Origin of the sequence: Flavobacterium arundinis (genome assembly GCF_038289855.1) — a bacterium.
Taxonomy (GTDB): domain Bacteria; phylum Bacteroidota; class Bacteroidia; order Flavobacteriales; family Flavobacteriaceae; genus Flavobacterium; species Flavobacterium arundinis.
Genome location: NZ_JBBYHR010000002.1, coordinates 103,323 through 123,912 on the forward strand (window position 1 = coordinate 103,323; position 20,590 = coordinate 123,912).

Annotated in this window: 18 protein-coding genes and 4 tRNA genes; 1 reads left to right on the plus strand and 21 read right to left on the minus strand. The window is 41.6% G+C overall.

Translation table 11 applies throughout. The features are described from left to right. Window positions 1–5 precede the first annotated feature (5 nt). The 15 genes from rpoB to rpsU all read right to left on the minus strand — a co-directional run bounded on the left by rpoB (window position 6) and on the right by rpsU (window position 10,239). Window positions 6–3,818: a DNA-directed RNA polymerase subunit beta gene (gene rpoB, locus AAEO56_RS03495; RefSeq protein ID WP_341695643.1), complete on the minus strand. Its 3,813-nt coding sequence runs from the start codon at window positions 3,816–3,818 to the stop codon at window positions 6–8. 127 nt (window positions 3,819–3,945) lie between these two features. Further along, window positions 3,946–4,323, minus strand: a complete 378-nt coding sequence (gene rplL / locus AAEO56_RS03500) for a 50S ribosomal protein L7/L12 (RefSeq protein ID WP_108777917.1) — start codon at window positions 4,321–4,323, stop codon at window positions 3,946–3,948. Between the two features lie 62 nt (window positions 4,324–4,385). Continuing rightward, a complete protein-coding gene (rplJ, locus tag AAEO56_RS03505; protein ID WP_341695644.1) occupies window positions 4,386–4,901 on the minus strand; it encodes a 50S ribosomal protein L10 in 516 nt (171 codons plus the stop codon). A 23-nt stretch (window positions 4,902–4,924) separates the two neighbouring features. Then, window positions 4,925–5,614, minus strand: a complete 690-nt coding sequence (gene rplA, locus AAEO56_RS03510; RefSeq protein WP_341695645.1) for a 50S ribosomal protein L1 — start codon at window positions 5,612–5,614, stop codon at window positions 4,925–4,927. A gap of 18 nt (window positions 5,615–5,632) precedes the next feature. Beyond that, window positions 5,633–6,070, minus strand: coding sequence for a 50S ribosomal protein L11 (rplK, locus tag AAEO56_RS03515; RefSeq protein WP_341695646.1), 438 nt, complete (start codon window positions 6,068–6,070; stop codon window positions 5,633–5,635). A 68-nt stretch (window positions 6,071–6,138) separates the two neighbouring features. Further along, window positions 6,139–6,690 (minus strand): transcription termination/antitermination protein NusG, encoded by a 552-nt coding sequence (gene nusG, locus AAEO56_RS03520; protein WP_341696070.1) that lies wholly within the window; start codon window positions 6,688–6,690, stop codon window positions 6,139–6,141. A gap of 10 nt (window positions 6,691–6,700) precedes the next feature. Next, entirely contained in the window at window positions 6,701–6,895 is a 195-nt protein-coding gene (gene secE, locus AAEO56_RS03525; protein WP_341695647.1) for a preprotein translocase subunit SecE, read from the minus strand. A 16-nt stretch (window positions 6,896–6,911) separates the two neighbouring features. Further along, window positions 6,912–6,982, minus strand: a tRNA-Trp gene (locus tag AAEO56_RS03530). A gap of 58 nt (window positions 6,983–7,040) precedes the next feature. Continuing rightward, entirely contained in the window at window positions 7,041–8,228 is a 1,188-nt protein-coding gene (gene tuf / locus AAEO56_RS03535; protein ID WP_341695648.1) for an elongation factor Tu, read from the minus strand. A gap of 52 nt (window positions 8,229–8,280) precedes the next feature. Continuing rightward, a tRNA-Thr gene (locus AAEO56_RS03540) sits at window positions 8,281–8,352 on the minus strand. Window positions 8,353–8,449: 97 nt separating this feature from the next. Next, window positions 8,450–8,530 (minus strand) — tRNA-Tyr (locus AAEO56_RS03545). A gap of 45 nt (window positions 8,531–8,575) precedes the next feature. After that, window positions 8,576–8,649: transfer RNA gene (locus tag AAEO56_RS03550), tRNA-Thr, on the minus strand. Window positions 8,650–8,741: 92 nt separating this feature from the next. Further along, window positions 8,742–9,044 carry a ribosome hibernation-promoting factor, HPF/YfiA family gene (gene hpf / locus AAEO56_RS03555; RefSeq protein WP_341695649.1) on the minus strand — a complete coding sequence of 101 codons (303 nt, stop codon included), beginning with the start codon at window positions 9,042–9,044 and terminating at the stop codon, window positions 8,742–8,744. Window positions 9,045–9,071: 27 nt separating this feature from the next. Next, window positions 9,072–9,974: a tyrosine-type recombinase/integrase gene (locus tag AAEO56_RS03560; protein ID WP_341695650.1), complete on the minus strand. Its 903-nt coding sequence runs from the start codon at window positions 9,972–9,974 to the stop codon at window positions 9,072–9,074. 70 nt (window positions 9,975–10,044) lie between these two features. Beyond that, window positions 10,045–10,239: a 30S ribosomal protein S21 gene (gene rpsU / locus AAEO56_RS03565; protein ID WP_341695651.1), complete on the minus strand. Its 195-nt coding sequence runs from the start codon at window positions 10,237–10,239 to the stop codon at window positions 10,045–10,047. A gap of 171 nt (window positions 10,240–10,410) precedes the next feature. On the opposite strand from rpsU, the gene AAEO56_RS03570 reads away from it, so the two are divergent. Beyond that, window positions 10,411–11,358 (plus strand): T9SS type A sorting domain-containing protein, encoded by a 948-nt coding sequence (locus AAEO56_RS03570; protein ID WP_341695652.1) that lies wholly within the window; start codon window positions 10,411–10,413, stop codon window positions 11,356–11,358. 55 nt (window positions 11,359–11,413) lie between these two features. Here AAEO56_RS03570 and AAEO56_RS03575 read toward each other — a convergent pair whose 3' ends face one another. The 6 genes from AAEO56_RS03575 to AAEO56_RS03600 form a co-directional block, all read right to left on the minus strand. Continuing rightward, window positions 11,414–12,556: an acyl-CoA dehydrogenase family protein gene (locus AAEO56_RS03575; protein WP_341695653.1), complete on the minus strand. Its 1,143-nt coding sequence runs from the start codon at window positions 12,554–12,556 to the stop codon at window positions 11,414–11,416. 10 nt (window positions 12,557–12,566) lie between these two features. Beyond that, window positions 12,567–13,478, minus strand: a complete 912-nt coding sequence (locus tag AAEO56_RS03580; protein ID WP_341695654.1) for a ComEA family DNA-binding protein — start codon at window positions 13,476–13,478, stop codon at window positions 12,567–12,569. A gap of 17 nt (window positions 13,479–13,495) precedes the next feature. Next, a complete protein-coding gene (locus AAEO56_RS03585; RefSeq protein ID WP_181369538.1) occupies window positions 13,496–13,723 on the minus strand; it encodes a PspC domain-containing protein in 228 nt (75 codons plus the stop codon). Between the two features lie 61 nt (window positions 13,724–13,784). Beyond that, complete coding sequence (locus AAEO56_RS03590; RefSeq protein WP_341695655.1) at window positions 13,785–15,056, minus strand: DUF2851 family protein; 1,272 nt, start codon at window positions 15,054–15,056, stop codon at window positions 13,785–13,787. A 146-nt stretch (window positions 15,057–15,202) separates the two neighbouring features. Further along, complete coding sequence (locus AAEO56_RS03595; RefSeq protein ID WP_341695656.1) at window positions 15,203–17,872, minus strand: DUF7619 domain-containing protein; 2,670 nt, start codon at window positions 17,870–17,872, stop codon at window positions 15,203–15,205. A gap of 58 nt (window positions 17,873–17,930) precedes the next feature. Beyond that, window positions 17,931–20,513, minus strand: a complete 2,583-nt coding sequence (locus AAEO56_RS03600) for a DUF7619 domain-containing protein (RefSeq protein ID WP_341695657.1) — start codon at window positions 20,511–20,513, stop codon at window positions 17,931–17,933. Window positions 20,514–20,590: the final 77 nt, after the last annotated feature.

The following is a 20,590-nucleotide window of genomic DNA, read 5'->3' on the forward strand; positions in this document are numbered from 1 at the left end:
GAAATTTATTCTTCTAATCTGATGTCTAATCCAAGGCCTTTTAGCTCGTGCATCAATACGTTGAATGATTCCGGCAAGCCTGGTTCCGGCATGGTCTCTCCCTTAACGATTGCTTCGTAAGTTTTAGCCCTTCCGATAACGTCATCCGATTTAACAGTCAGTATCTCCCTCAGCGTGCTCGAAGCACCGTAAGCTTCAAGAGCCCAAACCTCCATCTCACCGAAACGCTGTCCACCAAACTGCGCTTTACCTCCAAGAGGCTGCTGCGTGATGAGCGAGTACGGTCCGATAGAACGTGCGTGCATCTTGTCGTCTACCATGTGCCCTAATTTAAGCATATAGATAACACCTACTGTAGCCGGCTGGTGGAAACGTTCTCCGGTTCCGCCGTCATATAAGTAAGTATGTCCAAACCTTGGAATTCCTGCCTCATCTGTCAGCTCATTGATCTGGTCAAGGGTAGCACCGTCGAAAATAGGCGTGGCAAATTTCCTTCCTAAGTTCATACCTGCCCATCCAAGAACCGTTTCATAGATCTGCCCGATGTTCATACGCGATGGTACACCAAGCGGGTTAAGCACGATGTCTACAGGCGTACCGTCCTCAAGGAACGGCATGTCTTCATGGCGTACAATTTTGGCAACGATACCTTTGTTACCGTGGCGTCCCGCCATCTTATCACCCACTTTTAGCTTACGTTTCTTAGCGATGTAAACTTTAGCAAGTTTTAAGATTCCTGACGGAAGCTCATCTCCAACAGTAATCGTAAATTTCTCCCTCCTCAAGGCGCCCTGAAGGTCATTCAGTTTGATCTTATAGTTGTGGATAAGGTCGTTTACCATTGCATTGGTATCATCATCCGTAGTCCACTGCCCTTTGGTAAGGTGAGCGAAATCTTCAACAGCATACAGCATTTTCTGGGTATATTTCTTGCCTTTTGGCAATACTTCCTCACCCAGGTCGTTCATAACACCCTGCGAAGTTTTTCCGTTGATGATATTGAACAGCTTGTCGATAAGTTTCTCTTTAAGCTCATTGAACTTAACTTCGAAATCCATCTCCAGTTTTCCTAAATCATCTTTATCCTTAGTACGCTTACGCTTGTCTTTTACGGCACGCGCAAACAGTTTTTTATCAAGAACAACACCATGAAGTGAAGGTGAAGCTTTCAATGAAGCATCTTTCACGTCACCGGCCTTGTCACCAAAGATCGCACGAAGAAGTTTTTCTTCCGGTGTAGGATCCGATTCTCCTTTAGGAGTGATCTTACCGATAAGGATGTCGCCAGGTTTAACCTCGGCACCAATCCTGATCATACCATTTTCATCAAGGTCTTTGGTCGCTTCCTCACTTACGTTAGGGATATCATTGGTCAACTCTTCGTTACCCAATTTGGTATCCCTTACTTCCAGTGAATAATCATCCACGTGGATCGAAGTAAAGATATCGTCACGAACCACTTTTTCAGAGATCACTATCGCATCCTCAAAGTTGTATCCTTTCCATGGCATGAACGCCACTTTAAGGTTACGCCCAAGGGCAAGCTCACCATTTTGCGTAGCATAGCCTTCGCAAAGTACCTGGCCCAGTTTTACCCTGTCGCCTTTTCTCACGATAGGCTTAAGGTTGATGCTGGTGCTCTGGTTGGTTTTCCTGAACTTGATAAGCTGGTAGGTTTTCTCGTCAGTGTCAAAGCTTACGCTTCTCTCACGGTCGGTCCTGTCATATTTAATTGTAATCTGGTTGGCATCAACATACTCTACAGTACCGCTGCCTTCGGCATTGATAAGTACCCTTGAGTCAGAAGCTACCTGGCGCTCCAATCCTGTACCCACGATAGGGGCTTCGGGACGTAAAAGAGGAACTGCCTGGCGCATCATGTTCGATCCCATCAGCGCACGGTTCGCATCATCATGTTCAAGGAACGGGATAAGCGAAGCCGAAATTGAAGCGATCTGGTTTGGCGCAACGTCGGTATAATGTACCACAGTAGGGTCAACAACCGGGAAGTCACCTTCCTCACGGGCAATAACTTTATCCGCAGTGATCTTTCCGTCATCGTTCATCTCGATGTTCGCCTGTGCGATCATTTTGCCTTCTTCTTCTTCAGCGCTCAGGTAAACCGGCGTTGACTCCAAATCTACCACACCATTGGTTACCTTGCGGTAAGGCGTTTCGATAAAGCCCATTCCGTTTACCTTAGCATAAACACCAAGCGAAGAGATCAAACCAATGTTTGGCCCCTCAGGCGTTTCGATAGGACAAAGGCGGCCGTAGTGGGTATAGTGAACGTCACGTACCTCGAAACCTGCCCTTTCACGGGAAAGACCTCCTGGCCCTAGTGCCGATAGCCTACGCTTGTGCGTGATCTCGGCAAGAGGATTCGTCTGGTCCATAAACTGTGAAAGCTGGTTGGTACCAAAGAACGAGTTGATAACCGAAGACAATGTCTTGGCATTGATAAGGTCGATCGGTGTAAACACCTCATTATCCCTAACGTTCATACGCTCCCTGATGGTCCTTGCCATACGTGCCAGACCAACACCGAATTGTGCAGACAATTGTTCGCCTACAGTCCTTACGCGTCGGTTCGACAAGTGGTCGATATCATCAATCTCTGCTTTAGAGTTGATAAGCTCGATAAGGTATTTTACTATGGTAATGATATCCTCTTTGGTAAGCACCTGCTTTTCCATCGGGATGTCAAGTCCAAGTTTTTTGTTCATCCTGTAACGTCCCACCTCGCCGAGGTTGTAACGCTGGTCAGAGAAGAACAATTTATCTATAATGCCACGAGCCGTTTCCTCATCAGGCGGTTCTGCGTTACGCAGCTGACGGTAAATGTGCTCTACAGCTTCTTTCTCAGAGTTAGTAGGGTCTTTCTGTAATGTATTGTGGATAATAGCATAATCTGCCTGGTTATTATCCTCTTTATGAAGCAGTATCGTTTTCACGTTAGAATCGATGATCTCCTCAACATTGTCTTTGTCAATGATGGTGTCACGGTCTAATATGATCTCGTTACGCTCAATAGAAACCACCTCGCCTGTATCCTCATCCACGAAATCCTCGTGCCAGGTATTCAATACACGCGCGGCAAGCCTCCTGCCAATATATTTTTTAAGACCTGTTTTTGAAACCTTGATCTCTTCAGCAAGGTCAAATATCTCAAGGATGTCCTTATCCCTTTCAAAACCAATAGCCCTGAAAAGTGTAGTAACAGGAAGCTTTTTCTTCCTGTCGATGTACGCATACATAACACTGTTGATGTCGGTAGCGAACTCAATCCATGAGCCTTTGAAAGGAATTACCCTTGCAGAGTATAATTTAGTTCCATTTGCATGGAAAGATTGGCCAAAGAAAACTCCGGGCGACCTGTGAAGCTGGGATACAACCACACGTTCAGCACCGTTAATAACAAAGGTACCGCTAGGCGTCATATAAGGGATCGTTCCCAAATACACATCCTGCACAATTGTTTCAAAATCTTCATGCTCGGGGTCTGTACAATACAGTTTCAGCCTTGCTTTTAGCGGCACACTGTAGGTAAGCCCTCTGTCTATACACTCTTCAATTGTATATCTTGGCGGGTCAACAAAGTAATCAAGGAACTCCAATACGAACTGATTTCTTGTGTCAGTAATCGGAAAGTTTTCCATGAAGGTGTTATAAAGACCTTCGTTGCCTCTTTCATCTGATTTGGTTTCAAGCTGGAAAAAATCCTTAAAGGATTTTACCTGAATGTCAAGGAAGTCCGGGTAATCAGGAATGTTTTTTGTTGAGGCAAAATTTAATCTTTCAGTCTGATTTGTTATCATCAATGGACAAAATTTTGATTAAAATAATTTAGATAAAAACGTATAAAATGTTATTATACGAAAAATGGTTTAGGCCTTTGAGAGTTCTTCTCAAGGCCTAAACCTGGGTTTTCAAACCGATGTAAGCTTATTTAAGCTCAACAACAGCTCCGGCTTCTTCCAAAGATTTTTTAAGACCTTCAGCCTCATCTTTAGAGATACCTTCTTTAACGTTAGCAGGAGCTCCGTCAACTAGGTCTTTAGCTTCTTTAAGTCCAAGTCCTGTAAGTTCTTTTACAGCTTTAACTACAGCAAGTTTAGAAGCACCAGCATCTTTAAGAACTACTGTAAATTCAGTTTGCTCTTCAGCAGCAGGAGCATCTCCGCCAGCAGCAGGACCAGCAGCAACTACAGCAGCAGCTGCAGGCTCGATTCCATACTCATCTTTCAATATTGTAGCTAGTTCGTTAACTTCTTTAACAGTAAGGTTAACTAGTTGTTCTGCGAATTGTTTCAAATCTGCCATTTTTTCTATCGTTTTAAATAGTTTGTAATATATAATTTATTAAGTGCGTTCTCGCGGTGGTGTTACCTTTCAGATAACGTTTTAACAAGTCCTGCAATCGTGTTTCCGCCTGATTTAAGAGCAGAAATAACATTTTTGGCAGGAGATTGAAGAAGACCGATGATCTCTCCGATAACTTCATCTTTCGATTTAAGTGATACAAGGGCATCAAGCTGGTTGTCGCCAATGAATACTGCTTCGTGGATGTAAGCGCCTTTTAATACCGGCTTATCAGATTTCTTACGGAATTCCTTAATGATCTTCGCAGGAGCGTTGCCGTTCTCTGCAATCATTATAGAAGTGCTTCCTTTAAGGATAGAAGGCAGTTCGCCATAGTTGTTATCAAGGCTTCCCATTGCTTTTTCAAGCAGGGTATTCTTAACAACTGAAAGCTGGATGCCTGCTTTAAAACAAGCCCTTCTTAAGTTTGAAGTATTCTCAGCATTAAGCCCGGAAATATCTGTAACATATACAACATTAGTACCGGCCAACTGTGCAGTTAAATCTTCAATAACTCTTGATTTTTCTTCTTTGGTCATAATAAAAACTTTTTAACTACCAATTATACCGCTTTAGGATCTAAAGCAATAGCAGGGCTCATAGTAGAAGAGAGATGGATACTCTTGATATACTGGCCTTTTGCTGCAGTTGGTTTCAATTTGATTAATGTTTGAATAATTTCGTGAGCGTTCTCCGTAATCTTGTCAGCATCAAAAGAAATTCTTCCTATACCGGCATGAACGATACCTGTTTTATCAACTTTAAAGTCGATTTTACCGGCTTTTACTTCCTGAACAGCTTTACCTACCTCCATAGTAACAGTACCAGTCTTAGGGTTCGGCATTAGTCCGCGAGGACCAAGTATCCTACCCAAAGGACCAAGTTTACCCATTACCGCAGGCATGGTGATGATAACATCAACATCTGTCCAGCCGTCTTTAATTTTCTGAAGGTAATCATCTAAACCTACGAAGTCTGCACCCGCAGCTTTAGCTTCAGCTTCTTTATCAGGAGTTACAAGGGCAAGAACCCTTACATCTTTACCTGTTCCGTGAGGAAGCGCCACAACGCCCCTTACCATTTGATTCGCTTTTCTTGGATCTACACCCAGACGTACTGCGATATCAACAGACTCATCAAATTTTGCAGAAGCAACTGTTTTGATCAATGCAGAAGCATCTTTCAAAGAATACAGTTTGTTCTTCTCAATTTTTGAAGCAGCCTCTTTCTGTTTTTTTGTCAATTTTGCCATTTCGTTTTCTTTTTACGATTAAAAAGGAGCTGCTCCTGATACGGTTATACCCATAGACCTTGCTGTACCGGCAATCATACTCATTGCTTTCTCAATTGTGAAAGCATTAAGGTCGGTCATCTTGTCTTCTGCGATAGCCCTGATCTGATCCCAGGTAACGCTTGCAACTTTTTTACGGTTCGGCTCGCCCGAACCACCTTTTAGCTTGGCAGCATCCATCAGCTGTATAGCAGCCGGTGGCGTTTTAACAACAAACTCGAAAGATTTGTCTTTGTACACAGTAATCTGTACTGGTAAAACTTTGCCGGGCTTATCCTGAGTCCTGGCATTAAACTGCTTACAGAACTCCATGATGTTAACGCCCGCAGCTCCCAAAGCAGGTCCAACCGGTGGCGACGGATTCGCAGCACCTCCCTTAACTTGTAGTTTAACTACTTTACTAATTTCTTTAGCCATTTCTTTAAAAGATTTAGCACATCTTCAATTGGAAGCGAGGATGTGATTTATAATAAGTGTAACAAAAATTATACTTTTTCAACCTGCATAAAGCTGAGTTCCAGCGGGGTCTTCCTTCCGAAGATCTTCACCATTACCTCAAGTTTACGCTTATCTTCATTTACCTTTTCAACCGTACCGTTAAAGCCGTTGAAAGGTCCGTCTATTACCTTGATCGTCTCACCTACCGTAAATGGTATCGAAACATTGTCAGTCTTAACAGACAGTTCGTCTACCTTACCAAGCATCCTGTTTACCTCAGAAAGGCGCAATGGAACTGCATCGCCTCCTTTTGTTTCTCCAAGAAAACCGATAACACCGGCTATAGACTTTATTATATGGGGTATTTCACCAGTAAGGTTAGCCTCTATCATCACATATCCAGGAAAATAAACCCTGTCTTTGCTAATTTTTTTCCCTTCGCGAACCTGTACTACCTTCTCGGTAGGCACCAGCACCTGGGAAACATAATCTGCCATACCCAGCCTGTTGATCTCGGTTTCGATATAGTTCTTAACTTTATTTTCCTGACCGCTTACCGCCCTAACGACATACCACTTTTTGACATTGTTATCAGTCATCATTATAAAATTAGTTTTTTAAGAAACCGTACACTTTTGCCACAAGGACTTCGAAGCCTTTATCAACACCGAAGGTGATCAGGGCAAATAATACCGAAAAAACCGCAACAATAATAGTAAGGCGCTGTACCTCTGCCCACTCAGGCCAGGTAACATTTGTTTTTAGCTCGCCAAACGCCTCTGATATATAATTGGTAACTTTCATTGTATTTCCTGTTTTGCACGGGCGGAGGGATTCGAACCCCCATCAACGGTTTTGGAGACCGCTATTCTACCCTTGAACTACGCCCGTTTGTTAAAAGCCAGCCGATGCAGAAGCACCCGCTGGCTTTCTATTTATTTAAAAATAATTAGTCAAGAATTTCAGTAACCTGACCTGCACCTACTGTACGGCCACCCTCACGGATAGCGAAACGAAGACCTACGCTAAGAGCGATAGAGCTAAGCAATTGTACGTCGATAGTAAGGTTATCACCTGGCATAACCATCTCAACACCTGCAGGTAGAGAAATAGTACCTGTTACGTCAGTTGTACGAACGTAGAACTGAGGACGGTAGTTGTTATGGAATGGAGTGTGACGTCCGCCTTCTTCTTTTTTAAGGATATAAACCTCAGCTTTGAAGTGAGCGTGTGGCTTAACTGATCCCGGCTTAACGATAACCATACCCCTTTTGATATCTTCTTTAGCAATACCCCTCAAAAGGATACCTGCATTATCTCCAGCCTCACCCCTGTCAAGGATCTGACGGAACATTTCGATACCTGTAATAGTAGAAGTAAGCTTCTCAGCACCCATACCAATGATCTCAACCGGATCTCCAGTATTAGCAATACCTGCCTCGATACGGCCTGTTGCAACAGTACCACGACCAGTGATTGTAAATACGTCTTCAACCGGCATAAGGAAAGGCTTATCGATATCACGTGTTGGCATTTCGATCCAATTGTCAACCGCAGCCATTAGCTCAAGAACAGTATCAACCCATTTTGGCTCACCGTTAAGTGCACCAAGAGCAGATCCCTGGATTATCGGACCGTTATCTCCATCATACTGATAGAAAGAAAGAAGGTCACGGATTTCCATTTCAACAAGCTCTAAAAGCTCAGCATCGTCAACCATATCCACTTTGTTCATGAAAACAACCATACGGGGAACACCTACCTGGCGACCAAGAAGGATGTGCTCACGTGTTTGTGGCATAGGTCCGTCTGTAGCAGCAACAACAAGGATAGCACCGTCCATCTGGGCAGCACCTGTAACCATGTTCTTAACGTAATCCGCGTGACCTGGACAGTCAACGTGCGCATAGTGACGGTTAGCGGTAGCATATTCTACGTGTGACGTATTAATAGTAATACCCCTTTCTTTTTCTTCAGGTGCGTTATCAATTTGATCAAATGATTTCGCTTCAGAATAACCTGCATCAGCCAAAACTTTAGTAATAGCTGCTGTTAAAGTTGTTTTTCCGTGGTCTACGTGCCCAATTGTACCAATATTCAAGTGGGGCTTGGAACGATCAAAATTTCCTTTTGCCATGATTTAATAATTTAATCTTAGTTATATAATTAGTGTTCAAATTCTAAACTTGAGCCAATGACGGGAATTGAACCCGTGACCTCTTCCTTACCAAGGAAGCACTCTACCCCTGAGCTACACCGGCAACCTCTATTTATTTTAAATTTCGAATGCTATATTTTAAATTCCCTGTCCGGCAATCTTTCAACATTTACAATTCATCATTCAAAACAAAAGTTTTGTGGGGAGAGCAGGATTCGAACCTGCGAAGGTTTCCCAACGGATTTACAGTCCGTCCTCGTTGGCCGCTTGAGTATCTCCCCTCCTTAACCTTTTACTTTTCAGTTGCTTATCGAAAACAATATCTGAGCCGATAGAGGGACTCGAACCCACGACCTGCTGATTACAAATCAGCTGCTCTAGCCAACTGAGCTACACCGGCATCTTATAATAAAAAAGTCCGCTATTTCTAACGGACTGCAAATGTATAGATTTTATTTTTTAATCAAAACATTTTTGATATTTTTTTTCTCATTATGAATGAGCCCTGATTTTTTGTTTCCTTTTCATTAGTAAACGTTCCATCGATTCTGCCGCAAGTTCTACCGCCTCCTCAAATGATTTGCATTGTTTTTTGACTATAAATTCGTCTCCCGGCACCGCTATCTTAATTTCAGCGATCTTATTTTCTTTATCACTCGTGTTGTCAAGCTTAAAAAAAACATCGGAAGTTACTACTTTATCATAATATTTTTCAAGCTTATCCAATCTCTCCTGAACATAGCCAATCAGTTTCCTGTCAACATTAAAGTTGACTGCATGAACATTTACTTTCATAATTATTACCTTTTTATCGTTAAACAATTAAGAATCACCTCTGCTGCGCGGATGAGCGTCACCATACACCTTTTTTAACTCTGCAAGACTGCTATGGGTATATATCTGCGTAGATGACAAACTTGCGTGGCCCAGCAATTCTTTTACTGAATTTAAATCTGCCCCGTTATTAAGAAGATGTGTTGCAAAAGTATGCCGCAATATATGCGGGCTCCTTTTCACCTTACCGGAGACAACACTAAAGTAACAATTTATTAACCTATAAACAAACGATTCGCTGATTTTATCCCCCCTGGCATTCAAAATTAACACATCCCTGTCGTTAATACCAGCAAGGCGCTGTCTTTCAGCCAGGTATTTCCGGATAAGCACAGCCGTACAGTCCAGCACCGGCAGTATCCTCTCCTTGTTTCGTTTGCCCAGTACTTTAAGTGTTTGGTTGCCGGAATCGTAACTGCCAAGGGTCAGGCCGATAAGTTCGGCGCGGCGCATGCCAGTGGTATAGAACAACTCGATGATAAGCCTGTTCCGTATACCTTCAAAATCATCAGGATACTCATTAAAGTCGACAACATCCTGCAGTTCTTTTTCCGAAAAAGGGATCTGCATCTTTTTTTCGGTTTTAAGCGCTTTATGTTTTTGGAGCGGACTAACTTCTATCTGCCTGACTTTGAGAAGGAATTTATAAAAAGATTTAAGGGAGGACATTTTCCGGTTGACAGAGCTGTTCGAAATTCCACTTTCTACCAATTGTACGATCCAGGACCGCACCTGGCTGTAGTTTGCCTGTTCGAGTATAGCGCCTTCATCCTGCTCCTTAATAAAGAGTTCGAAAGCTGTAATGTCGTCCAGATAAGCGCGCAGGGTAAGCATGGAATAGTTTTTTTCCTTCTGAAGATAATCCCGATATGCCTGCTTGCTGTCAACCATAAAAAAAACCGTTACCTGCAAAGTTAGACTTTTGCCGGCAACGGTTTATTATTTTGATCCAAAAAAACTACTAGTTCTCTAGTTCGTTACGCATGTTTTGGATATAAGCTGCTTTCTGGATTTCAACCCTTCTTGATACAGATGGCTTGATGAACGCCTGACGACGCCTTAGCTGACGAACAACTCCCGTTTTGTCGAATTTACGTTTGTAACGCTTAAGCGCCCTATCGATATTTTCTCCGTCTTTAATTGGTATAATTAACATAGTATAACACCTCCTCTCATTAAGGGTGCAAACTTAATTTATTATTTTGGATTATGAATTATAAATTTGAAATTAATTCAAATGACTATCCAATTCAAAAAATTGCAGGAATGCCCCTACTGATGATTAAAATTGTAAATTGCAACCGAAACATCAAGCACAATCAACGTAATGAAAAAAAAATACCTACTAATTCCTGCCTTACTTATAAGCAACTTTATTTTCTCACAAATTACAGCTATACCCGATCCTGCTTTTGAAGATTGGTTAATAGACAATAATATAGACAGCGACGGGACTATCAACGGCCAGATGCTCACAAGCGATGCAGCGGCAGTTACCATAATTTCAATTGAAGATCTTAGCAATTATAATATCTCTGATCTGACCGGAATACAGGATTTTACTGCTTTAGAGCGACTCGGCGTATACTTTACCCAAATTACAGAATTGGATGTAACCCAAAATCTGCAACTTAAAGAGTTAAGATGCGGCACTAATGAAATATCGGAGCTTGACCTGTCAGCCAACTCCCTACTGGAAATCATCGACATTGGCACAGGCGGTGATGTAGGCCCTTTCAATACAATTCATGTTCTTAACCTGTCTTCTAATCCAAATATAAATACTATAAGGGCGTTTGATTGCTATGAACTTGAAATCATAAATCTTCGCAACGGATCTAATAGCCCGGATATGTACATAGATATTGGCCTTTATCCAGGATGGTCGCCTGAAGGTGTAAATAATACTGTATGTATTGAAATTGACAATGAAGAGGCCGCACAGACAGCACAATTACCTTACTCAGAATGGGAAATAGACCATCCATTCGTTACCTATCAACTCGTTGAAACATGTGAACTCGGAATATCCCAATTTAATCAATCCGATTTGATTATTTACCCAAACCCTGCAATAAATGTAGTCACAGTTTCATCACCTCTATCTATAAACAACATTTCGATATACGACACTACCGGACGGATGGTTCTTTCAAAAACACATGACAAAACCAACGAAGCCATTTTAAATGTAGCAGGAATTCAATCAGGCAACTATATAATAAGTATTTTTACAGATGAAGGTATCACCAATAAAAACCTGATTATAAACTAAACAAAACGGGCCGCCTTTCAGCAGCCCGTTCCTGTAAAATCCAGTATCCAGTATTCTATTCCTTAAGCAGGTTGCGCGATATAACCAGCTTTTGTATTTCTGTAGTGCCCTCGCCTATGGTGCATAATTTGGAATCACGATAGAATTTCTCTACCGGGTAATCCTTAGTATAGCCATATCCGCCATGTATCTGCACCGCCTCGTTAGATACCCGTACGCATACTTCAGATGAATACATCTTGCCCATAGCGCCGGCCACCGTCATTTTTCTATGATTGTTTTTAAGGAATGCCGCTTTATGAAGCAAAAGTTCCGATGCCTCGATTTCGGTAGCCATATCTGCAAGCTTGAAGGCGATGCCCTGGAAGCTGCTAATCGGCTGGCCGAACTGGTGGCGATCTTTCGAATATTTCAATGCCGCTTCGTAAGCGCCCTTTGCAATACCCAAAGACAAAGCGCCAATGGATATCCTTCCGCCGTCAAGCACTTTCATGGCCTGTACGAATCCGTCGCCTACTTCACCCAGCCTGTTGGCATCGGGAATGCGGCAATTGTCAAATATAAGTTCTGCTGTTTCGCTGGCGCGCATGCCCAGTTTGTTTTCTTTCTTGCCACTGGTAAAGCCCGGCATGCCTTTTTCGAAAACAAAGGCGGTCATGCCTTTAGAGTCGCCTTTTTCGCCGGTGCGAACTATAACTACGGCAATATCGCCTGATTTTGCGTGTGTGATAAAATTTTTGGCACCGTTCACGATCCAATGGTCGCCGTCTTTTACAGCAGTGGTATTCATACCGCCTGCATCAGACCCGGTGTTGTGCTCTGTAAGGCCCCATGCACCTATATGTTCCGCAGTTGCGAGTTTCGGTATCCATTTTTTCTTTTGCTCTTCGTTACCGAATGTCAAAATGTGGTTGGTACATAGTGAATTGTGTGCCGCAACCGATAATCCGATGGATGGGTCAACCTTTGAAATCTCTTCAACAATTGTAATGTATTCGTGGTAGCCAAGGCCGGAACCCCCAAGTTCTTCAGGAACAAGGACTCCCATAAATCCCATCTCCCCTAATTTTTTAAAAAGATCTACCGGAAAATGCTGGCTTTCGTCCCATTCCATAATATTCGGACGAATGTGCTGTTCTGCAAAATCCCTGATTGACTGTGCAATCATATTTTGCGTTTCGCTATAATCGAAATTCATGTCTGTATTTTTAGAATTCCAAATATAAAGCAATTATTTTTATTTTATCAACAGGAAATTCATTAATTTTTGACAATTCTTCAATCCCTGCAATTTTACCGTTCATGCTACGGCGTGTGAGTATTGCTTTGGCGATATTTCTATTAAAGTACGGAAATCGTGACAGTTGCTGTAAAGAAGCGGTATTCACGTTGATCTTATTGACATCGGGGGCCGCGCCAACCTTAAAATTTTTCCGGAGCCCGGCAACAGCTTCCGGAGAAAAGTCAGTGAAGTCGTCCATTTGGTCCATACTCGCAAATGCCCCAAGATCTGCACGGCGGCGCAAAAGCTTCCTGGCAAAAGAGGGGCCTATACCGTATATTTTTACGAGATCTTCTTCCAGCGCTGTGTTAATATCCAATTGCGTAACCTTTTTTTCTTCTTTGGAATACGTAGGCCCGGATCCCTTTTCATTCGAAAAATAAGCATCCTGTTTAGCAGCACTTTGTTTCTTATTCACCCAATCGGGAAATTTAAAATAAGGCGACATCTTCGCCAGTAGGCTATCCGAAACTTTGGTAACCACCTGGAAATCGGCAGCAGAATTAATGAATTTTCCTGTCTTCCTAAACGCATGAAGCCGGTCTATCTCAGCTACAGTCATACCCAGCGAATAGCCTTTATAGTCGGAAATAAAATTGGGGTTGAACGGATAGATAACATCTTTCTTATCATCTCCTTTTTTTGATTTCAGGGCGTCAATCTCAGGCTGGAATGCAAGCCATTCTTTTTCTTCTGCGGATTGTTTTTCTTTACTTTTGAAATCATAAGAGGCTATAACAAAGTAGCCCGCCTGAAACAGTATCACTAAAAAAAACAAGGCAACAATGCCTTTTCGCTGACCGGAAGTAAATTGCAAAAGAAAATTAAAGGGCTTCATACGTACCGGATGATTAGCTATAGATCGAAAACTGAACTCCTTTTTGTGTAGATCATATCCTTCAGCTTCAGCCAGAAAGCAAGCGTAAGATAAACGCCAAACCAAAGCCCTACCGTTACGAACGATATGTAAATGAAAAACAGACGTACATTGGTGGCACGCATACCCAGCCTGTCGGCAAGGCGCTGTGATACCTCAAAGCCATGCTTTTCGAAAAAATGCCTGATATCGGTTATGATTTTCATTATTTGTTTAAGGTTTAAGGTTGCTCACTCAAACTGAATTGCTTCAAAAGTAGTAATAAAATCAATTGCTTTTTAAAAGTTCCAATCCAAGGGCACATTGCATACAGCGCTTGTGGGCACAGTACTCGTTGCGGAGCTGTAGTAGCGACTGGGTATCATAAGCCGAATCGGCGGACACTTTAAACGACCGGAACTTATCTACTATGGCGTTCTTCTCTGGCGCTACTGCCTGCAAAAGCGTTACAAGTTCTTCACTGACTTCTTTTCCCGTGCTTTTAGCATAGGCAAACCGAAAGGGTATAATGGTATTTATAACGATCAGGTCGATAAAAGATGCTGTAAGCGCTTTACGTTTTTTAGTGCTTTCTTTGTCAAAAGTATAATGCGACTGCCAGTAGGCCGATGCCTGTACTTCAAACACCTTATAAATATCTTCGACAGTGGCGCAATTAATTATTTTAGAAAAAAGGTTTTGGTGGCTACTGTATAGTGCAGCGAATTGTGACAGCCTTATTGTCGGGAAATTGTCAGGGCGGTGCCTGAAAAACTCCAGGCTGTCAACATATACAGGCGGTAACTGGTGCTTGTGACTTATATACGCATAGCGTGCTTTCAAATCGCGCGGATACACATCTTCAAAGTCGCCATCCAGCAGCCCTGAACGTCCAAAAAGGAGTGCTTCAAGGTTTTCGGACTCAAAACTTTCTTTGCGGACTACAGGGAAAGGCAGGGATCGGGCAATACTGAAAAACGTTTGTCCGTTGGTATTGAGTCCAAAATTTTTCGCAAGAAAACAAAACAGTACGGCTTCCCAGTCGTTACCGGTATCTTTAGCCAGTTGCAGAATCGGTGCTGCTTTGCGTTCGAGGCGTTCGAAAAACAGGCGCTCTTTCCAGTTTTCAAGCACGAATGAATTTATGGTTTCCAGCTCCTTTTCGCAGTATATCCAGGTTTTGGCGGCGGCCAAAGCATTATAGCTTTCGAGCAGTTTCGGGTCGGTATAATGCCTGAGCTCCAAAACGGGTATCTCGGAATTGTCTTTTCGCATTACCTGTGTATCATGATCCCATACTATGTGCAATACAACATTGTCGTAGTTTGGATCATTCTCGTGGCTGTGCAGGTACCAGTCGGACGATTTGATATGTATCTCTACATTGCCCGCCCATTTCTGACCCCCTATAACTATTTGTGCATTAAAAAAATCCGGGCCGGTTTGCTGCAGGTATTGGCCTGCATTGAGTATCTCTATTTTTTCGCCCTGCACGGACTCTAATCCCTGCAGGCTGAACTTTTTGTATTGCCAAACGTGGTGTAAAAAATCTTCTTTCATGGCGGATAAATAATCCACTAAAATAATAAAAAAATTGGAACGCGGGATAACCGCCAAGCTCCCTACTGCCTTTTATCCTAATGTAAAATAATTACACCATAAAAAAACCGGCACAATCGTATCGGTTTAGGATTGGCAGCAAAGCCTTACTTCTTCACTACCTTCTCTACTTTCATTCCTTTATCTGTAAACACTTTTACAAAATATATTCCGGGAGTTCTTGACGAAAGGTCTATTGTGGCATTTATATCATTTACGGTTCCCGATTGCAGCAGCCTGCCCTGGATGTCGTAGAGCTGTATTGATTTTACATTTGAATCTGCTGAAATAGTCACAATATCTTTTGCCGGATTCGGGTAAATTGTAACCGAATTATCCCTTGCAAAATCGCCTCGGCTGAGTACCTCGAAAGTTGTCGTTGCCTCATTGGTTTGTATCGGCCAGTTGTAATCGAAGAAGATATCGGCCTGCTGTGTCACATCGTCGTTAACCTGCAATGTATTCAGCGTTTTTATTTTAAAAGTTACATTGCCTTTCTCTTCCGGGCCAAGGTTGATATTGTCGAAAATAAATTCCACTTTGTTGCCATTAATCCTTGTTTCTATGGTGTGGGAGGCATCCATCAATTGCAATGTGTTTATGTCAAACTTCGTTTCGTCAATCATATCCTTTACAACAATGAAGGTTGCGGGAGCAGTCCCGGTATTCTCGAAGTTGATGTTGTAGTGCAAATACTCCCCTATCTTTTCTGGAAAAACACTATGACCTTCAAGGCAGCTAATGTCGTTGGGATCAAAAGAGCCTATCACTAGCTGGTTTAAAGTAAATGTATTATCTGCCAGGGTTTCATCGCCTGATGTTGGGGTAATGGATGCAGAGAATGCCAGCACATCATCAAGATTTACAGCAGGGATTTCCATGGGACCGTTAAGGTTCAGGACAACCATCATGCTGCGGCTTTCAAAGGGCATAAGGTCGGTAAAATTCCATGTAAGTAAGCCCGTCCCTGATGTGCTTTCCACAGGATTCGCTATCATATAATCCAGAATGCTGTCGTCATAATTCAGCATTACCGCACCCGAAAGCAATTGATTACCCTTGTTTTTGTAAACAATTTTATAATAAGTGTCAAAACCGGGAGCGGCTCCGGATAAAGGTGTAATTACTACCTCTACATCAGGATGTACACCATTTGGAGCTATACAAAAATTTTGGGTTGTAGTGCTGTTATTAACGGTGGCTAAACTTATAGTTGCCGACGGCGGTGTAGCAATAAACCAGTCGTTTTCAAATTCGGGGATAAGCGTGAAAGTACCGGACTGGGTATAAAAGTTGTAATGCCCGGAACCACCGGTAAAAAGCCCTCCGGTTTCTGTACCATTTGTTATATTCATTTTCGCGAAGCCGCTAAAACTATCGTCAGTGTCACAACCGTTATTATCAATATCGAAAGTAAGGTTACCTGCTATAGTATTGTAATCCCCGCCTGGTGTAAAAGAACAATAACTACTTACCTGGATGTATGAATTCGCCAATGCACTGACCGTTTCATTACCTTCATCTGCACAAATATACAATTGAGCGTCCGACTCATATTCGGGATAGAATGATATATTGAATTGATTATATTCGGTAACACCATTTTTTAAATTAATAAAATCAGAGCTACTGCTTCCATAATGATACGAAATGAATAATCTGTCCAATGCTGTACAATCGCTTAAATCAAGATATTCCAGCGATTCCAATTCATCCAGATTAAGAGAATGAAGGTTTGGCAGACTACCCATTTGAAGTGAGTTTATCTCAAATCCCAAATTAAGTGTGAATTCTTCAAGGGCTGTTAGTCCGGTGCAATCTAAAGCTGTAAGATTTTGGGCTTCTATTTCCATAATTCTCAAATTAGTAAGGTTCCCTAAAGTGAGATATGTCAAAGAATTACCGCTTATATGTAATTCTTCAATATCACTTACACCTGTAAAGTCTAATGACGTAATAGCATAACCGCTCCAGGTAAATTTCCTGAGATTAGATAGATTTCCTATAGCCAGCACAGGTAAATGATTACAGTTCAAAATCATTTCTTCAAGATTATTCAGGCCAGTAAGATCTAATTCAGGAAGGAGGTAGCCATATAAATCAACTTTTTTTAAGTTAGTAAGATTTTCGATATCGAGAGATGTCAATACACTAGACCACAAAGTTAATTCCTGAAGATTATTAAATGTGGAACAATCTAACGACGTCATTACACTACTAACCACATCAATCTTTTTTAAACTATGAAGATTATTACTGCTGTTAATTAACTGAAAATTATTACCCTGATTGCTTTTAACAGTTAATTCTTCAAGGCTTGACAAGCCCGTGCAATCCAATAATCCAATATTAGCTGCTATTTCCATTTTTATGACCTTGAGATTAGCAAGATTAGCAACATTTAGGGACACTAACTGAGTGCAGTCATAAAAATTTATTTCAGTCAGATTAGTCAGCGATGTTACATCTAAAGATGCTAATATGTAAGGACTGCCCTGTAATTTTCTGAGGTTAGTAAATGCCTCGATCCCTTGCATGGAAACTATTGATGCATCATTTATAATAAGCCTCCACACAACAAGCGCTTCGCTTGCCTGAATTTCACCATCATGGTTCGCGTCTATTGCTATCGAATTATCATTAAAATCCCTTGCTACGTAATTTGATGTTGTAGTCCCAAGCAATTTTGCCTTAAAAGCCGCATCAGGGATATTCACGATTTGTGCGCCTGCCATTCCACACAGCAGTAGCATTAAAAAGAGTAAAGTGTTTTTCATGTTTTTTGGGTTTGTTTTATTCTATAGTCACACGAAATAAAAAAGGTTGCGTAAAGTGTTATTGTTTTACTATCTTCTCTACTTTTATTCCTTTTTCGGCAAACACTTTTACAAAGTACATTCCCGAATTCCTTGACGAAAGGTCTATTGTGGCATTTATATCATTTACGGTTCCCGATTGCAGCAACCTGCCCTGGATATCGTAAAGCTGTATTGACTTCAATGCTGAATCTGCTGAAATCGTCACGATGCTTTTTACAGGATTTGGATATACTTTCACAGAATTATCCATTGCAAAACTGCCACGGCTCAACACCTCGAAAGTTGTTGTTGTCTCGTTAGTTTGTATCGGCCAGTTGTAGTCGAAGAAGATATCGGCCTGCTGGGTAACGTCGTCATTTACCTGCAATGTATTCAGCGTTTTTATTTTAAAAGTTACATTGCCTTTCTCTTCCGGGCCAAGGTTGATATTGTCGAAAATAAATTCCACTTTGTTGCCGTTGATACTTGTTTCTATAGCATGGGAAGCATCCATCAATTGCAATGAGCTTATATCGAATTTCGTTTCGTCTACCATATTCTTCACAACAATAAAAGTTGCAGGCGCGGTCCCGGTGTTCTCGAAGTTGATGTTGTAGTGCAGGTACTCTCCTATCTTATCAGGGGACACGCTTCGGCCTTCGAGGCAGGTGATGTCGTTGGGATCGAAAGAGCCTGTCACTATCTGGTTTAAAGTAAATGTATTATCTGCCAGGGTTTCATCGCCTGATAAAGGAGTTACCGATGCAGAGAATGCCAGCACATCATCAAGATTTACGGCAGGGATTTGCATGGGACCGTTCAGGTTAAAAGTAACGCGCGTTGTCCGGGTTTCAAAAGGCAGCAGGTTGGTATAATTCCATGCGAGCGAACCCATACTTGACGAATTTTCAACAGGATAAGACTCGATATGGTCAAGCACGGTGTCATCATAGTTTAATGTCATAGCACCGGAAAGGGTTTGATTGCCCTTATTCCTGTAAATAATCCTATAATCGGTATCAAAGCCGGGTTGGGCGTTTCCTATAGGCAATACAATAATCTCCACATCAGGATGCATACCATTGGCAGCAATACAGAAGTTTCGGGTAGTTACGGTGTTATCAACGGTCGCTTGTGTAATGGTAGCCGTGGCGGGAGTGATTGTAAACCAGTCATTTTCCAGTTGTGGCGTAAGGGTGTAAGTGCCTGCCTGGGTATAAAAATTATAGTGCCCGGAAGTAGTGAAGGTACTTAATTCCTCAATTCCATTATCAATATTAAGCTTTACGAAGCCTGTGTAGCCATCATTCCCATCACAGCCATTACTATCACTGTCAAAAGTGAAATTTCCGGCTATGGTATTATAATCGCCTCCGGGGGTGAAAGAACAGTAAGTGCTTACCTGGATGTACGGATTGGCGAGATTGTTCCCAAGCAGGGCTTCATTGCCTTCATCTATGCAGATGTATATGGGATAATCATATTCCGCGCTAAAACCAAAATATAAATTCTCATATTCCGTAATGCCATTTTTTAAATTTAAAAATCGTGACATGTCTGAATATCCCTCATAAGTGAGGGTCAGTTGCGTTAGTGCAGTGCATCCACTCAGGTCAAGAGATTCAATTTTTCCAAGAAATTCAAGAAACAAACCTGTCATATTTGGCTTATCTCCAATACTCAGTGAATTGAGATTGTATGCATCATTTATCGTTAATGATCTCAGGCTTGGTAATCCTGTACAATCAAAAGAATGAAGGCCGGAACCCGCAATAGTAATATGTTCAATGACCGGGTCGTTAGACAACGTCAGTGAAGGTAAAGAACCACCGATATTTAAATCTAAAATTCCAAGGCTGGGTAATCCTGAACAATCCAATGAAGTAAGGCTATATGAACTCAAAACTAATCTTTCAAGGCTTGTTAAACCGGTACAATCTAAAGTGGTAATATTGGAAGATATGTCGATATATTTTAGGTTATGAAGATTCGCAATTGTGAGTGATCCTAAATCATTAGATAAAATAGTTAATTCTTCAAGGCTTGTTAAACCTGTACAATCTAAAGAAGTAATTCCATCTACAATTGAATTAATTCTTTTCAGGGCAGAAAGGTTTGCTATTGTAAGTGATGTTAAGTTATTTCCACTTAAATATAGTTCTTCAAGGCCAATTAAACCTGTACAGTCCAAAGAAGCCAAAGAATGGAGATTTAAATCGATTTTCTTTAAATAAGGAAGACTGCCAATTGTAATTGATGTCATATTCTGGGCAAATAAATCCAATTCCACCAGATGAGTTAGTGCTGTTATATTAAGGGATAGCACCTCCATCGGAAAGCCTCCCAATTTTCTTAGGTTGGAAAATGCTGCTATACCGAGCATAGAAGTCATATCATTAGTTAATCGTAATTCCCAAACAGCAAGCGCCTCACTTACCTGTATTTCATTATCGCCATTAACATCTATGACCATGGCCACACCATTACTATTTCTGGCTATTTCATTAGCAGTGGATGCATTAAGTAATTCTGCCTTAAAAGCAGCATCCGGTATGTTCACAATCTGTGCCCCTGCCATTCCGCACAGCAATAGCATTAAAAAGAGTAAAGTGTTTTTCATGGTTTTTGGGTTTATGTATGCTATAGTCAGAGGAATTGAAAAAGGTTGCGTGTGGAACTATTGTTTTTATTTAAAAT

Excerpts from the sequence above, each read along its gene's own strand:
- rpoB (WP_341695643.1), bottom strand. The coding sequence starts at position 3,818 with ATGATAACAAATCAGACTGAAAGATTAAATTTTGCCTCAACAAAAAAC.
- rplL (WP_108777917.1), bottom strand. The coding sequence starts at position 4,323 with ATGGCAGATTTGAAACAATTCGCAGAACAACTAGTTAACCTTACTGTT.
- rplJ (WP_341695644.1), bottom strand. The coding sequence starts at position 4,901 with ATGACCAAAGAAGAAAAATCAAGAGTTATTGAAGATTTAACTGCACAG.
- rplA (WP_341695645.1), bottom strand. The coding sequence starts at position 5,614 with ATGGCAAAATTGACAAAAAAACAGAAAGAGGCTGCTTCAAAAATTGAG.
- rplK (WP_341695646.1), bottom strand. The coding sequence starts at position 6,070 with ATGGCTAAAGAAATTAGTAAAGTAGTTAAACTACAAGTTAAGGGAGGT.
- nusG (WP_341696070.1), bottom strand. The coding sequence starts at position 6,690 with ATGACTGATAACAATGTCAAAAAGTGGTATGTCGTTAGGGCGGTAAGC.
- secE (WP_341695647.1), bottom strand. The coding sequence starts at position 6,895 with ATGAAAGTTACCAATTATATATCAGAGGCGTTTGGCGAGCTAAAAACA.
- tuf (WP_341695648.1), bottom strand. The coding sequence starts at position 8,228 with ATGGCAAAAGGAAATTTTGATCGTTCCAAGCCCCACTTGAATATTGGT.
- hpf (WP_341695649.1), bottom strand. The coding sequence starts at position 9,044 with ATGAAAGTAAATGTTCATGCAGTCAACTTTAATGTTGACAGGAAACTG.
- AAEO56_RS03560 (WP_341695650.1), bottom strand. The coding sequence starts at position 9,974 with ATGGTTGACAGCAAGCAGGCATATCGGGATTATCTTCAGAAGGAAAAA.
- rpsU (WP_341695651.1), bottom strand. The coding sequence starts at position 10,239 with ATGTTAATTATACCAATTAAAGACGGAGAAAATATCGATAGGGCGCTT.
- AAEO56_RS03570 (WP_341695652.1), top strand. The coding sequence starts at position 10,411 with ATGAAAAAAAAATACCTACTAATTCCTGCCTTACTTATAAGCAACTTT.
- AAEO56_RS03575 (WP_341695653.1), bottom strand. The coding sequence starts at position 12,556 with ATGAATTTCGATTATAGCGAAACGCAAAATATGATTGCACAGTCAATC.
- AAEO56_RS03580 (WP_341695654.1), bottom strand. The coding sequence starts at position 13,478 with ATGAAGCCCTTTAATTTTCTTTTGCAATTTACTTCCGGTCAGCGAAAA.
- AAEO56_RS03585 (WP_181369538.1), bottom strand. The coding sequence starts at position 13,723 with ATGAAAATCATAACCGATATCAGGCATTTTTTCGAAAAGCATGGCTTT.
- AAEO56_RS03590 (WP_341695655.1), bottom strand. The coding sequence starts at position 15,056 with ATGAAAGAAGATTTTTTACACCACGTTTGGCAATACAAAAAGTTCAGC.
- AAEO56_RS03595 (WP_341695656.1), bottom strand. The coding sequence starts at position 17,872 with ATGAAAAACACTTTACTCTTTTTAATGCTACTGCTGTGTGGAATGGCA.
- AAEO56_RS03600 (WP_341695657.1), bottom strand. The coding sequence starts at position 20,513 with ATGAAAAACACTTTACTCTTTTTAATGCTATTGCTGTGCGGAATGGCA.